Annotated in this window: 13 protein-coding genes; 4 read left to right on the plus strand and 9 right to left on the minus strand. The window is 64.9% G+C overall.

The window, feature by feature from the left end; genetic code table 11:
* The first annotated feature begins 4 nt into the window (after positions 1-4).
* Positions 5-226 carry a hypothetical protein gene (locus M2336_RS16955; RefSeq protein ID WP_264571045.1) on the plus strand — a complete coding sequence of 74 codons (222 nt, stop codon included), beginning with the start codon at positions 5-7 and terminating at the stop codon, positions 224-226.
* Between the two features lie 54 nt (positions 227-280).
* On the opposite strand, the gene M2336_RS16960 is transcribed toward M2336_RS16955, so the two are convergent.
* Together M2336_RS16960 and M2336_RS16965 are read right to left on the minus strand one after the other, a co-directional pair.
* A complete protein-coding gene (locus tag M2336_RS16960) occupies positions 281-2,071 on the minus strand; it encodes a glycosyltransferase (RefSeq protein WP_264593225.1) in 1,791 nt (596 codons plus the stop codon).
* Between the two features lie 369 nt (positions 2,072-2,440).
* On the minus strand, positions 2,441-3,397 hold the full coding sequence (locus tag M2336_RS16965) for an L-threonylcarbamoyladenylate synthase (RefSeq protein ID WP_264573376.1): 957 nt from the start codon (positions 3,395-3,397) through the stop codon (positions 2,441-2,443).
* Positions 3,398-3,561: 164 nt separating this feature from the next.
* On the opposite strand from M2336_RS16965, the gene M2336_RS16970 reads away from it, so the two are divergent.
* Positions 3,562-4,383 (plus strand): ATP-binding protein, encoded by an 822-nt coding sequence (locus tag M2336_RS16970; protein ID WP_264574911.1) that lies wholly within the window; start codon positions 3,562-3,564, stop codon positions 4,381-4,383.
* Between the two features lie 132 nt (positions 4,384-4,515).
* Here M2336_RS16970 and M2336_RS16975 read toward each other — a convergent pair whose 3' ends face one another.
* Both M2336_RS16975 and M2336_RS16980 read right to left on the minus strand, forming a co-directional pair.
* Positions 4,516-5,883 (minus strand): PQQ-dependent sugar dehydrogenase, encoded by a 1,368-nt coding sequence (locus tag M2336_RS16975; RefSeq protein ID WP_264573377.1) that lies wholly within the window; start codon positions 5,881-5,883, stop codon positions 4,516-4,518.
* Between the two features lie 73 nt (positions 5,884-5,956).
* Entirely contained in the window at positions 5,957-6,139 is a 183-nt protein-coding gene (locus tag M2336_RS16980; RefSeq protein WP_264573378.1) for a hypothetical protein, read from the minus strand.
* A 225-nt stretch (positions 6,140-6,364) separates the two neighbouring features.
* Between M2336_RS16980 and M2336_RS16985 the strand changes: the two genes are divergently transcribed.
* Positions 6,365-6,574 (plus strand): hypothetical protein, encoded by a 210-nt coding sequence (locus tag M2336_RS16985; RefSeq protein WP_181560352.1) that lies wholly within the window; start codon positions 6,365-6,367, stop codon positions 6,572-6,574.
* Between the two features lie 101 nt (positions 6,575-6,675).
* Here the strand turns inward: M2336_RS16985 and M2336_RS16990 are convergent, their stop codons facing one another.
* From M2336_RS16990 to M2336_RS17010, 5 genes are all read right to left on the minus strand, one after another.
* Positions 6,676-8,361 (minus strand): long-chain-fatty-acid--CoA ligase, encoded by a 1,686-nt coding sequence (locus M2336_RS16990; RefSeq protein WP_264573380.1) that lies wholly within the window; start codon positions 8,359-8,361, stop codon positions 6,676-6,678.
* Between the two features lie 125 nt (positions 8,362-8,486).
* Positions 8,487-9,143, minus strand: a complete 657-nt coding sequence (locus tag M2336_RS16995) for a DUF1013 domain-containing protein (protein ID WP_181561486.1) — start codon at positions 9,141-9,143, stop codon at positions 8,487-8,489.
* A 167-nt stretch (positions 9,144-9,310) separates the two neighbouring features.
* Positions 9,311-10,369 (minus strand): glycosyltransferase family 4 protein, encoded by a 1,059-nt coding sequence (locus tag M2336_RS17000; RefSeq protein ID WP_264573381.1) that lies wholly within the window; start codon positions 10,367-10,369, stop codon positions 9,311-9,313.
* Positions 10,366-11,205: a UDP-2,3-diacylglucosamine diphosphatase gene (locus tag M2336_RS17005; RefSeq protein ID WP_264593226.1), complete on the minus strand. Its 840-nt coding sequence runs from the start codon at positions 11,203-11,205 to the stop codon at positions 10,366-10,368. Before M2336_RS17005 ends, M2336_RS17000 begins: the two co-directional genes overlap by 4 nt.
* Before the next feature lie 104 nt (positions 11,206-11,309).
* Positions 11,310-12,290: an NAD(P)H-quinone oxidoreductase gene (locus M2336_RS17010; RefSeq protein ID WP_264574912.1), complete on the minus strand. Its 981-nt coding sequence runs from the start codon at positions 12,288-12,290 to the stop codon at positions 11,310-11,312.
* 190 nt (positions 12,291-12,480) lie between these two features.
* On the opposite strand from M2336_RS17010, the gene M2336_RS17015 reads away from it, so the two are divergent.
* A complete protein-coding gene (locus M2336_RS17015) occupies positions 12,481-12,681 on the plus strand; it encodes a DUF1192 domain-containing protein (RefSeq protein WP_181560355.1) in 201 nt (66 codons plus the stop codon).
* Positions 12,682-12,736: the final 55 nt, after the last annotated feature.

Below are 12,736 nucleotides of genomic sequence, written 5' to 3' on the forward strand. Positions count from 1 at the left end.
TGCCATGGTTCGACCTGCCCTGCTAATCGCCGCGAGCGTGCTTGGACCGCTCACCCTGCAGGGCTGCGTCGCCCGCACGGCCTATAAGGTGGCCAAGGCGCCGGTCGATGCCGGTGCGAAAATGGCTGACTGGGCAACGGTCAGCGGCGACGAAGCGGATCGGGAACGGGGTCGCGAACTTCGGCGCAAATGCAAGGCGCGCTACGACCCTTATTATTGCGAATGAGGCAGGAGGGCGGGAGGGCAGGACTAGCCGCCCTCCCCCGCGATTTCCAAAAACTCAGCTTTCCCAGACGCGGCTGACGGCGACGCGCGCATCCCGCGGAATGTAGCGCGGGCGAGACGGCCGGGGCGCCGGGCGGGAGGCACGAATGGCCGTCGCCGCCATCAGCGGCGCACAAAAGAAGCGCAGGGCCAGCGACACGAAGCCGATGAAGCTGAGGAGCGCGACGCCCGTGCCAAGCAGCCCGGTGGCAAACAGGCACAGCACTGCCACGGCGAGTGACGCCCACCCTGCGATCGTCTCTGGCCGGGTCGCCGCGAAAGGCGATTCGTCGGCCAGTCCGGCGAACTTGGGCGTGCGCCGCCAGGCGAGCGGGCGATTGGAGAGGCCGGCAATGCCTGCGACCAGCACGACATAGCTGAGCGAGGCGCGGGCGATCTCGCCCCACACCATGGCGCCAGTGTCATAGCAGCCGGACAGGCGATAGCGATGCACGAGCCGCACCCACCATGTCGCCGCACCGATGAGCATCAGCAGACCGGCGATGGACGGCACCTTGACCGGCTCCATAGCGCCGATGGCCAGCCCAACGACCATGGCAAGCATGCCGCCCACGCTGACGACGAGCGCGGCCAGCGTCTGCAGAGGCGCGAGGCAGCGCACGACTTCCAGCAATTTTGTCCAGCCTGGCAGCGGCGCGGCAAAGGGCGCCGGCAGGAACAGACGCCAGTGACGACGCAGCTGCTGCACCGGACCCGCTGTCCACCGGAAGCGCTGCTTCTTGTAATCGTCGAAGGTCTCGGGGATCAGCCCGCGCCCGAAGGTCTCGCCGAAATACAGGCCCTCATAGCCGACCTTGCGCAGGCGCACGGAGACTTCCGAATCTTCCGTGAGGCACCATTCCGCCCAGCCGCCGGCTTTCACCAGCGCATCCTCGCGCATCAGGCACATCGTACCGATGGTGAAGGCACCGCCATATTCGCTCACGCCGGGGTAATCGACCTTGTTGACCGGCATATATTCCCAATAGCAGGCGCTCAGATAGTCATTGCCCTCATAGTCACGATAGTCGTGCGGCGTCTGGATATAGCCGAGCTTCGGATCGGCGAAGAACGGCAGCAAGCGCGAGAGGAAGTCGTTGCGGGAATAATAATCGGCGTCGATCACGCCGATGATCTGCGCATCTGAGGCGGTCTGCTCGAGCAGGAAATTGAGCGCGCCGGCCTTGGCGCCGGGCAGCGGATCGACGTGGAAAAAACGGAAGCACTCCTTGCCGAGCTTCGCGTTGAGGCGCGCGCAATGGGCTTCCAAGGGCCTCCAAAGAGCTTCGTCCTTCGTATTATTATCGCAGACCAGCACTTCGAAATTATCATAATCCTGCGCGGCGAGACGGTTCATCGTCTCGATCACGATCTCGGGCGGTTCGGCATAGCAGGCGAGGTGCAGCGAGACCTTGAGATGCGCGGCTGCGGGATCTGACGACGGAATCGCCACCGGCAGGCGCCAGCGCTCATGCGTCAGCACCGCTTCGCGCGCCACGCTGGCGATGAGATTGGCGAGGAAGGCGAACAGCGTCAGCCCGAGCGCGGCGAAGGCCAGCACCATCAGCAACGGCGGCAGGCCGGCTTCGAGAATGAACAAGGTGCCCCATAGGCTCGTCATCACGCTGCCAAGCCCGGCGCCAGTCAGCCAGAGGATGCCCGGCATGCTGAACCGCACGAGATAATAGCGCGCGATCGCGACCAGCGTGATCGTGGCAAGGAAGATGGGGATGACCGAGCCGATCTGCCAGGTCACCAGCGCCGTGGCGAAAAGCGCGCCGAACGAGGCGCCCAAAAACTCGTGCACTTCCTCGGAAACCGGCCGAGAAATACGATGCGGCGCAGAAACGGCACGAAGTGTCAAAAGTGCAGCCGCAAGTGTAAAAAATGCAACGAAGATCAACGAAGAATCGAGATCAACTCTGGATAAGGCGATCAATTATTCAGTCCTCCGTTTACTGCCGACACGCCAACTGGATTTGCCGCGTCCGTGCATAACGCATGGATTTGACAATCGAGCCTTCACGAACTCTTCAAAAACCGCAAACCAGCCAGCGGCAAACCGTGCATGAGCCGCCGCTGCCTGCCACAGTTGCGAGATTCGCGAGGATGGCCAGCGGTCGATCGCCCCCGCCCGCCCCGCATATTTTCGACCGACTCACTGCCTAGGCCGACCTCACGCCGCCGCGCGACGCAGACGATCGTTGATGGCAAGACCGAGCCCTTCAGACGGGATCGGCGCCACCGAAATGCGCGCCGCTGCGCTCTCGTCTGCTTCGTGCAGAGCGGCGAACAGATGCGCGGCGGCTTCGACCAGATCACCGCTCGGGCTGAGGTTGCGCTGGGATGGTCCCGGACCAAAACCGATGTGGAAGCTGCCCGGCGCAGGCTCCGTGCAGTTGAGCATCAAGGGTTTGGATGGCGCATAATGGCTTTCGAGTTGGCCGGGCGCGGTAATCCCTGCACTGGCTGCGGGTGCGCGCACCGGTCGTCCGGTGATCGCTTCCAGGCGCTCCGGGGTCACGGGGCCGGGCCGCAGCAGGATGATCGCATCGTCGAGCGGCTCGACGATGGTCGATTCCACGCCATCGCTGGCTGGCCCGGCATCGAGGATGAACGGGATACGCCCTCCGAGGCTGGCCAGCACATGGCTGGCACGGGTCGGACTGATCGCGCCGGAGCGATTGGCCGAGGGGGCGGCCAACGGCACGCCCGCCGCGCCGATGAGCGCGCGCATTGCCGGATGCGATGGCAGCCGCACCGCCAGCGTGGGAAGACCGGCGCTGGCAAGCCCGGCGACGGGACTATCGGGCAGGCGCGGCAGGACCATGGTCAGCGCGCCTGGCCAGAATGCCTCGGCCAGCGCCTGTGCCATGGCGTTGAACGACACCAGCTGGCGCGCCATCGCAACATCGCTGACATGGACGATCAGGGGATTGAAGGACGGGCGGCCCTTGGCCTCATAGATGCGCGCCACGGCGAGATCGTTGGTCGCATCAGCGGCGAGACCGTAAACCGTCTCGGTGGGCACGGCGACCGGTTCGCCGGCCATGATCAGCGCGGCGGCTTCCGCCAGCCCGGCGCTGTCATAGGCGCGAATACGCGTTTCGAGGGACCGGGTGGCGCGGGACATGTGCGGCCTATAGCCGCGCCGCGTGACACATTGAAGCGGCATGATAGCGTGGCGGCGAAAGGGCGGAGACCGGTGCCGCCGGCCTTCGCGTCTTGACCTCGCGGGAACGGCCCGCCACGGCTCAATCCATGATGACCGAGGGAAATGCCATGTCCACACCGTCCATGGACGATGCGCTCGCGCGGATCGCCGCCGCGCTCGAACGGCTTGCGCCGAATGCCGCCGCCACCCCGGATCTGGAGGCCCATCCGGCCTATCGATGGGATGGGAAGACGCTGGTGCCCATCGAGGGCTTCGAACCGATCGACTATGCCCTGCTGACCGGCATCGAAGCGCAGAAAGAGGCTTGCCTTGAGAATACCCGTCGCCTCGCGCGGGGCCATGCGGCGCACGACATTCTGCTGTGGGGTGCGCGGGGCACGGGCAAGTCGGCCACGGTCGCCGCCTGTGTCGGCCAGGTCCAGAAGGAAGGACTTCCACTCGCGATGGTCGAGATCGCCACGGACGATCTGCGCAGCCTCGCAACGCTGTTCTCGCTGCTGCGCGCCGCGCGCCGGCCGATCGTCCTCTATATCGACGACCTTGGTTTCGACGGTGACTTCGGCGCCGATGCGCGAGCGCTGCGCTCGCTGCTGCAGGGTGGCGCCAGTGCGCGCGGGAGCCATGTGCGGCTCTATGCGACATCCAACCGGCGCCACATCGTGCCGCGCTCGATGGGCGAGCAGGATGACCCGATCAACCCCCGCGACGTCGTGGACGACCGGATGGCCCTTTCGGATCGGTTCGGCTTGTCGCTCGGCTTCCATGCGCTCGATCAGGATGCCTATGTCGCCATCGTGCGCCGCTATGCCGCCCGTTATGAACTGGATGTCGATCCACTGGCCGCAATCCAGTGGGCAACCCAGCGCGGCAGCCGCTCAGGCCGGGTCGCCTGGCAATATGTGGTGGAACTGGCCGGGCGAGCGGGCATTACGCTCGACCGCTGAGCGATGGTGCCGAGACCACGATGAAAACTGTGCTCCTGCGAAAGCAGAAGTCTAGGGCGGGTCTCCTCTTCGGCTGCTCCCTGGGCTCCTGCTTTCGCAGGAGCACGGGGCTTAATCAATTCTGCGAAAGGCTCAGGAGGCGGGCGCGCGCTCCGGCGTCGGCGCGGCGGCCGGTCTTGCGGAATTGCTCACACGCCAGATGATCCCGCCGACATCGTCACTGACCAGCACCGATCCATCGGCGGCCACGAGCACGTCGACCGGGCGACCCTGCGCCTGCCCGTCCTTGTTGAGGAAGCCGGTGAGAAGATCGACAAGCTTGCCCTGCGGCCGGCCGCGATCGTCAAAGGCGACATAGGAAACCTTGTAGCCGCTGGGCGGTTTGCGGTTCCAACTGCCATGCAGGGCCACGAAGGCCCCCTGATTGAACGGCGCGCCAAGCGCGGACCCCGGCGTGAAGGCCAGGCCCAGTGGCGCCGTGTGCGTGCCGAGACCAAAGGCCGGGCGGCGGGTATATTCGCGCAGATCATCGCGCTGCGGCTGCACGCGCCGGTCGACATAGCCGCCCCAGTAATTCCACGGCCAGCCGTAGAAGGCCGCGAATTCCACGTCGGTCATGTAATCCGGCACCAGGTCCGAGCCCAGCATGTCCCGCTCGTTGACGACCGCCCAGAGCGAGCCGGTCCACGGGTTCCACGCCAGATCGGTGGGGTTGCGCAGGCCGCTGGCGAAGATATTCGCCTCGCCCTTGCGCGGATCGATCTCCAGAATGGCGGCGCGATAATCCTCCGCGTCCAGCCCGTTCTCGGCGATATTGCTGTTCGAGCCGACGCCGACATAGAGTTTGCCGTCCGGGCTCGCTGCAAGGCTGCGCGTCCAGTGATTATTGGGCGCATTGGCGGGAAGATTGGCGACCTTGCGGCCTTCTACGCTGATCCGCGTTTCGCCCAGCTTGTAGGGGAAGGCCATCAGGCTATCGGTGTTCGCGACGTAGAGCGTCTCGTCGATCAGCGCCATGCCATAGGGCGAGTTCAGCCCTTCCAGCAGAACATGCCGCTGCTCGGCAATGCCGTCGCCATTGGTATCGCGCAGCAGCGTGATGCGATTGGCGGACACGCCACCAGCGCCGGCAAAGCCGATCAGCTTGCCCATGATCCAATCCTGGATGCCGCCGGCTTTGCGGGGCGGGCTGTTGGTCTCCGCCACCAGAATGTCGCCATTGGGCAGGCGCAACATCTGGCGTGGGTGATCGAGACCGGCCGCAAAACGCTGCACGACGAGACCACGTGCGGCCACCGGCGCGGCGCCATCGGCCCAGCCGACTGGCTTGGCGATCATGACGGTGGGGAGGATCTGCTTGCGCGCCGGCGTGAACTCGGGCTCACGCCCTTCGAGCGCGGTTTCCGGCAGGCGCGCGACATCGGGGCGCGACAGATAATAGAACACGCCACCCGCGATGAGGATCAGCGCGGCGAGTGTCAGCAGGATGATCTTTTTCATGGCGACGATCTTACGGCTGCGCCCGCCTTGACGCAACAAGCCGAGCGGCCATGCGCGCCCTTATCTGCGCGGATCAGCCCCGGCCCTTCAGCCAGATCGCGACAGCCACGATCACCCCCAGCGCAAGCCCGGCCAGAATGCCGATCGAGGGCTGCCCGGTCGCGATGCCGACGATCGTACCAAGGAGAATGAGGCCAGCCAGCGGCGCACCGCCGCCCATGGGTGATTTGTCGCCTGAAGAATTCGGATCGGTCATGTCACGCCCATGCCATGTCCCGCGCCGCGATGCCAGCCGAACAAGCCGGCGGTCTTCGTCGTGCCGTAACTGGACAGATTGCTCCCGCGCGGGACTTGGTTAAGCCGTGCTTAGGCAGCGTGGGGCGTCCGGCACGGATAGAGGGCGAAGCTGGCACGGTCCGTGAATGGATACAGCTGGACCAGAATGACTTGATTTTGCGGGGGCAAGGGATCCGAATTTTGAATGCATCTTCCGATCATGGTCGACCGTCGGAGTTACGACGACGCCACCGCATTGATGCGCATTTTCGGCGATCACGCGGGCGTTGAAGCGGCCCAGCGCGCAGATCGCAGCCGCGATGTCGGCAACCACATCCGCTTCTGCCACTGGAGAGAGGTGGAGCGCGTCCTGTTTCTTCTCCAGGTCCAACATTGCGTGGGAACCGTCCATTGACAGCCGCGTTGAGGGAATGATGCGGCTCCCCGCAATTGCCGCTATCATCTCTCCCGGCTCATCCCTCAGTCCCCCCTAACGATGAGCCGGGAGAGAAACCCTCAAACAAGTCCCGCCTTGGCCCGCTCTTCCGCGACGAGTTCCTTGCGCGAGAGCTTGCCGACCAATGTGCGCGGCAGGCTCTCACGAATTTCGACCGCGCAGACGCGCTCATGCTTGCCGAGCTGCGGATTGAGCCAGTCCTTGAGACGCTCGCCGTCGATGTCGTCCTCCACCTCCGGCCGCAAGGTCACGAACGCCTTGGGCACCTCGCCGCGATAATCATCGGGAATGCCAATCACGAGCGCCTCGCGAACCGCGGGATGGCGATACAGCACGTCCTCGACCTGGCTGGGGAAGACCTTGAAGCCACCGACCGCGATCATGTCCTTGATGCGGTCGACCACGCGGAAATAGCCGTCTTCATCGATCGTGCCGACGTCACCGGTGCGCAGGAAGCCATCGACGAAGACCTCCCGATCGGCATCCGGATTCTGCCAATAGCCTTGCATTCTTTGCGGGCCGTCAAAGGCGATCTCACCCGGTTCCCCCGGCGGGGCAAGCCGGGACGGGTCTTCCCGGTCAAGCAGGCGCACGCGCGTGCCGGGAATGGGCTGGCCGATCGAGCCGGTCTTGCCCGGCCCATCATAGGGATTGGCCGAGACGACCCCGCTGCTCTCCGTCAGCCCATAGCCTTCGACCAGCCGCGCGCCGGTGGTCGCCATGAACCGCTCCTTGAGTGGCAGTGGCAGCGGCGCGCCACCGGAAATACAGACGCGCAGGGAAGAGAGGTCCGCTTTGGCGAGATAGGGGCTGTCCAGCAGAGCCTGGAACATGGTCGGCACCCCGGGCAGCGAGGTGACGCGGGTCCGCTGGATCGCCGCGATGACCTGCCGCGCATCGAACCGCGGAAGAATGACGATCTCGCCACCGCGAACGACCGTGCGATTGAGCACCGCAGTGTTGGCGAACACATGGAAGAAGGGCAGCGCACCCAGAATGCGGTCCTCAAGGGCATGCCAGGGATCGAGCAGGTCGATCTGCCGCGCATTGGCCGAGAGGTTCTGGTGGGTGAGCATCGCGCCTTTAGGCCGCCCGGTGGTGCCGCCGGTATATTGCAGCAAGGCAAGGTCACGCAGCGGATCGATCGACGGCAGACTGGAGGGATCATCGCCCAGCAGCGATCCGAACGAGAGAATGCGCGGATCGGACGGGACATGGTCGTCCGCCGACCGCTTGAACAGGCGGTAGAGCAGCGATTTGCCCAGCGGCAGGCCACCGGCGACGGAGCCGACCACCAGCCGGTCAATGCAGGAGCAATCCAGCACGGCGCAGGCATTGCCAAACAGGGGTTTGGCGGAGATGGTCACCAGCAGGGTCGTCCCGCTGTCCTCGGCCTGATGCGCCAGCTCCTCGACCGTATAAAGCGGCGAGAAATTGACCGCGATGGCGCCGGCCATCATCGCGCCATAATAGGCCACGACGTAGTGCGGGACGTTGGGGAGGTAGAGGCCGACCCGATCGCCGGGCTGGACGCCAAGGCCGATCAGCCCGGCCGCGAAGCGCCGTGCATTGCGGTAGCACTCGGCATAGCTGAACTTGCGCCCGTAAAAATCAAGCATCGGGCGGCTGCCGTCCTGCTCCACGGCAGATCGCAGCATCTCCGGCAGCGATAGCGGGGCAAAGTCCTGCGCCCACGCAACGGGGTGATCATAATGGTCCTGCCAGGCGGGTTTTTCGCTCTCCATACGGAGAGGCTATGCGATCCCGCGTGGCAAGGCAACGCCATGCCGGGCGACGCTACGTCGCCCGGATGAATGCTTTCGATCACAGTGCAAATTCGACCCCGAACGCCCCGAATCGGGGCGCAAAATCAGTCTTCGCGGGGGCGGCTCGCGAACAAAGCGGCTTCCTCCGCCAGCATCGTTTCAGACGCGCGGCGCTGTGCGTCCTCGCGCTCCTGACGCAGTTCGGCGATCAGCGCCTCACGGTCGCCATCGAGACGGTTGTCGGTCGGCGCTTCGATGCCGGCCTTCTTGGCCGCCTTGGCCACCAGCGCGTCCAGCTCACGCTGCGAGCACAGGCCCAGCGTCACCGGATCCTTGGGCTGGATGTTGCTGATGTTCCAGTGGGTCCGCTCGCGGATCGCCTGGATGGTCGTGCGCGTCGTGCCGATCAGCTTGCCGATCGCGCCGTCCGAAACCTCGGGATGGTGGCGCAGAATCCATGCGATGCCGTCCGGCTTGTCCTGACGCTTGGAAACCGGCGTGTAGCGCGGCCCCTTGGTGCGGCGGACCGGGTCCGGCCCCTTGAGCATCTGCAGCTTGTAATCGGGGTTCTGCTCGCCCTTGTGGATTTCCTCCACCGAGATTTCATGCGCACGAACCGGATCGCGGCCGGTATATTTCGTGCCGGCGGTATCGTCCGCGATCGCCTGCACCTCGAGAATGTGCAAACCGCAGAATTCCGCAATCTGCTCAAAGCTGAGCGCAGTGTTGTCGACCAGCCAGCTGGCTGTGGCGTGGGGCATGAGCGGCTGTGCCACGGGACAAGTCCTTCTGTGCAAAATAGAAGGGCCACCCCTCACGGGATGGCCTCGATGGTCGCACAGATAAGCTATTCCGGCTGGATCGGCAAGCGCTCGCGCGCGTCACGGCGCCCAAGGGGGCGAAAGACCGTTCGGCCTGTACAACGGGCTCAGGCCGCGTGTGCCAACGCCGGGGCGTCGAGCCAGTGCAAGCTCTCGAGGAACTGCTCTGCACTGCGCCGCCAGGTGAAGCCCCGCGCATGCGCCGTGCAGGCCGACGGAGAAAGCTCCAGCGCCTGCGTCATGGCGCGCGCGAGATCCTCATCCATCGCGCCGGTCTGTGCTGTCAGCACGTCGACCGGGCCGGTGACCGGATAAGCCGCCACGGGCGTACCACACGCCAGTGCCTCGATCATCACCAGCCCGAAGGTGTCGGTGCGACTGGGGAAGACGAAGACATCGGCAGCCCGATAGGCCGAGACAAGCGCCTCGCCGCTCAACATGCCGAGGAAATGAACGGCAGGATGTCGCGCCTCCAGCGACGCGCGCGCAGGCCCATCGCCCACCACGACCTTGCTGCCGGGCGTATCGAGCGCAAGGAAGGCCTCGATATTCTTCTCCACGGCGACGCGGCCAACGTGAAGAAGGATTGGCCTCGGCAAGCCGGCAAGCGCGGGATGCCCATCCCCTAGCGGCGAGAATTGCGTGAGATCGACGCCGCGCCCCCAGTGATGCGTGTGGCGGATGCCGGCGCGATGCAGTTCGGCGCGCACTGACGGCGTCGCCGTGAGCACCGCCTGCGCCGCCCCATGAAACCAGCGGAAATAGGGCCAGAACCAGTCCGCCGACAGGCCCGTGCGCCGCTCGACATAATCGGGGAAATTGGTGTGGAACGCCGTGGTGAACGGGCGGTCATGCCGCAGGCACCAGCGCCGCGCGGCCAGACACAGTGGGCCTTCGGTCGCGAGATGGATCGCATCCGGGCCGAACGCCGCGATCATGCGGGCGATCGCTCCCGGCGCAGGCATCGCTAGCCGAATTTCTGGATAGGTGGGGCAAGGTAGCGTGTGAAAGCGATCGGGCGCGATCACCTCGACCGTGTGCCCCATGGCGATGAGTTCTGCGCGGACCGCCTGAAGCGTTCGCACGACGCCATTGACCTGGGGCGCCCAGGCATCGGTGACGATGAGGATGCGCCGGCCGGCCTTCGCAGGCCCATAACCGCTCAAGCGGCGACCTCCAGATCATCCGCGGCAGCGCTCAGGGTGCGTGCCGCCATCACCTCGGCCCAGTGCAGGATTTCCATCCGCCCATCATGATGCTCGACAAGCGCCGTGCATCCCTCCACCCAGTCGCCATCATTATAATAAGTGATCTCGCCGAACTGGCGGATTTCCGCCGTGTGGATGTGCCCGCAGACGACGCCATTGACACGCCGTCGTCCCGCCTCATGCGCAACGATCTCCTCGAAACGCGTGATGAACGCCACCGCATTCTTGACCTTGTGCTTGGCGATCTTCGAGAGCGACCAATAAGGCAGGCCCAGCCAGCGGCGGACCTGATTGACGCGGCGATTGAGCGCCATCAGCGCGGTGTAAGCGGCGTCCCCCACGAAGGCGAGCCAGCGATGGGCGAGCATGACCGTGTCGAACTCATCGCCATGCAGCACCAGCAGCTTGCGGCCCTCTACGGTCGTGTGGATCATCTTGCGGCGGATCTCGACGCCGCCAAAGCTCATGCCGGTGAACTGGCGAAAAATCTCGTCATGATTGCCGGGGATATAGATGACGCGCGTGCCGCGCCGCGCCCGCTTCATCACGCGCCAGACCACATCGTTATGGGCGGTCGGCCAGTAGACCCGCTTCTTGAGCTGCCAGCCATCGACGATGTCGCCAACGAGGTACAGCGTGTCGCTGTCCACATTGTCGAGAAAATCGACCAACATCTCCGCATTGCACCCTTTGGTGCCGAGATGGATGTCGCTGATCCAGATCGTGCGGTAGTGGGCGCGCGGATGACCGCTGCGGACAGCCCGCTCCTGCGCGATTGAGCTGATGGCGTTCATGGCTTTCTCGACCCCCGGGGACACCATTTCCCCAAGCGCGCTCTAGCCGAACAATGTGACAGTTTTTCTGGGAATATGACGGATTTGCGTCACTCGGCAACTCTTCACCGCACCTTCAGGACGATCTTGCCAAAGTGCTCGCCCGCTTCCATCAGCGCGTGCGCTTGCGCTGCTTCGCCAAGCGGGAAGACGCGGTCCAGTGCGGGACGCAGCGCACCCTCCTCCGCCATCGACCAGACCGTGCGGCGGATCTCATCGACGAGCAGGCCCTTGAAGCCCGCGGTCCGCGCCCGCAATGTGGACCCGGTGAGCGTCAGGCGGCGCATCATGATTTTGGGAATGAACAGGTCGGCCTTGGCCCCCCCCAGCACTGCGATGGAGACATGCCGGCCGTCCTCCGCCAGGCACTCCAGGTTGCGCGGAAGATAATCGCCGCCCACCATGTCCAGCACCGCCGTCACGCCCTTGCCATCCGTGATGCGCTTTACCGCCTCGACGAAGTCCTCGCTGCGATAATTGATCGTATGGCCAGCGCCCCATTCCAGCGCGGCGCGGCACTTCTCGTCACTGCCACAGGTGACGATCGTCGTGATCTCGAACAGCCGGCATAGAGCCACGGCCATGGTGCCGATGCCGCTCGTCCCACCATGGATGAGCACGCTGTCGCCGTTCACGATGTAGGCGCGCTCGAAGAGATTGTGCCAGACCGTCATCAGCGTCTCAGGAATTCCGGCCGCTTCTTCCATCGAGAGCGCCGGCGGAATGGCGAGGCATTGGGCATAGTCGGCGCAGGCATATTCGGCATAACCGCCGCCCGCGACCAGCGAGCAGACGCGCTCGCCGATCACGTCGGGGCCTATCCCCTCACCCACCGCTACAATGGTTCCGGCCACTTCCAGCCCCGGCAGCGGGGAGGCGCCGGGCGGAGGCGGATAGCTGCCTTGCCGCTGCAGAACGTCCGGGCGATTGACGCCTGCCGCCGCGACCGCAATGAGCACTTCGCCTTGCGCGGGCACCGGCAGGGGAACCTGAACCTCGGTCAGCACATCCGGCCCGCCTGGCTCCCGAATAGCAATGGCGCGCATGGTCTCGGGCAGGTTCGTCACCTTGGCTTGCTCCCCCTGGCTGGCCGTGATCGGCCCTACGTCTAGAGTCCGGTGCGAAAAAGACCAGCCCGGAAAGCAACATAGGCGGATTGGGACCGCCCCTTCCGGCATGCCGAGGCTTCTGCCAACCCCGGTTGACTTGCGCGGACTTTGGCGCAAGCATGTCGCCATGGATTTCGACGACGCCTCACCCCGGGCGCGGCCCGGCGACCTGATTGCACAGCTGATCCGCGAAGATTTGGATCGGCTTTCGGTCGATGAGCTCGATGAACGCATCAGCCTTCTTTCAGCCGAAATCGAGCGCACCCGCGCCAAGAAATCGAGCGCGGTTCACCATAAGGCAAGCGCTGAGGCGCTATTCAAGAAATGAGGAGAGCGGAGGCAGGATCGCCTTCTGGCGCATATCGGCCTCCGGCAAATCGGTG

This window comes from Sphingobium sp. B1D7B (genome assembly GCF_025961965.1).
Taxonomy (GTDB): domain Bacteria; phylum Pseudomonadota; class Alphaproteobacteria; order Sphingomonadales; family Sphingomonadaceae; genus Sphingobium.

What these genes read in the sequence shown, in the direction of transcription:
- M2336_RS16965 (WP_264573376.1), bottom strand. Translation starts at nt 3,397, where the DNA reads ATGTCCCGCGCCACCCGGTCCCTCGAAACGCGTATTCGCGCCTATGAC.
- M2336_RS16995 (WP_181561486.1), bottom strand. Translation starts at nt 9,143, where the DNA reads ATGCCCCACGCCACAGCCAGCTGGCTGGTCGACAACACTGCGCTCAGC.
- M2336_RS17010 (WP_264574912.1), bottom strand. Translation starts at nt 12,290, where the DNA reads ATGCGCGCCATTGCTATTCGGGAGCCAGGCGGGCCGGATGTGCTGACC.
- M2336_RS17005 (WP_264593226.1), bottom strand. Translation starts at nt 11,205, where the DNA reads ATGAACGCCATCAGCTCAATCGCGCAGGAGCGGGCTGTCCGCAGCGGT.
- M2336_RS16980 (WP_264573378.1), bottom strand. Translation starts at nt 6,139, where the DNA reads ATGACCGATCCGAATTCTTCAGGCGACAAATCACCCATGGGCGGCGGT.
- M2336_RS16970 (WP_264574911.1), top strand. Translation starts at nt 3,562, where the DNA reads ATGGACGATGCGCTCGCGCGGATCGCCGCCGCGCTCGAACGGCTTGCG.
- M2336_RS16975 (WP_264573377.1), bottom strand. Translation starts at nt 5,883, where the DNA reads ATGAAAAAGATCATCCTGCTGACACTCGCCGCGCTGATCCTCATCGCG.
- M2336_RS16955 (WP_264571045.1), top strand. Translation starts at nt 5, where the DNA reads ATGGTTCGACCTGCCCTGCTAATCGCCGCGAGCGTGCTTGGACCGCTC.
- M2336_RS16990 (WP_264573380.1), bottom strand. Translation starts at nt 8,361, where the DNA reads ATGGAGAGCGAAAAACCCGCCTGGCAGGACCATTATGATCACCCCGTT.
- M2336_RS16985 (WP_181560352.1), top strand. Translation starts at nt 6,365, where the DNA reads ATGCATCTTCCGATCATGGTCGACCGTCGGAGTTACGACGACGCCACC.
- M2336_RS17015 (WP_181560355.1), top strand. Translation starts at nt 12,481, where the DNA reads ATGGATTTCGACGACGCCTCACCCCGGGCGCGGCCCGGCGACCTGATT.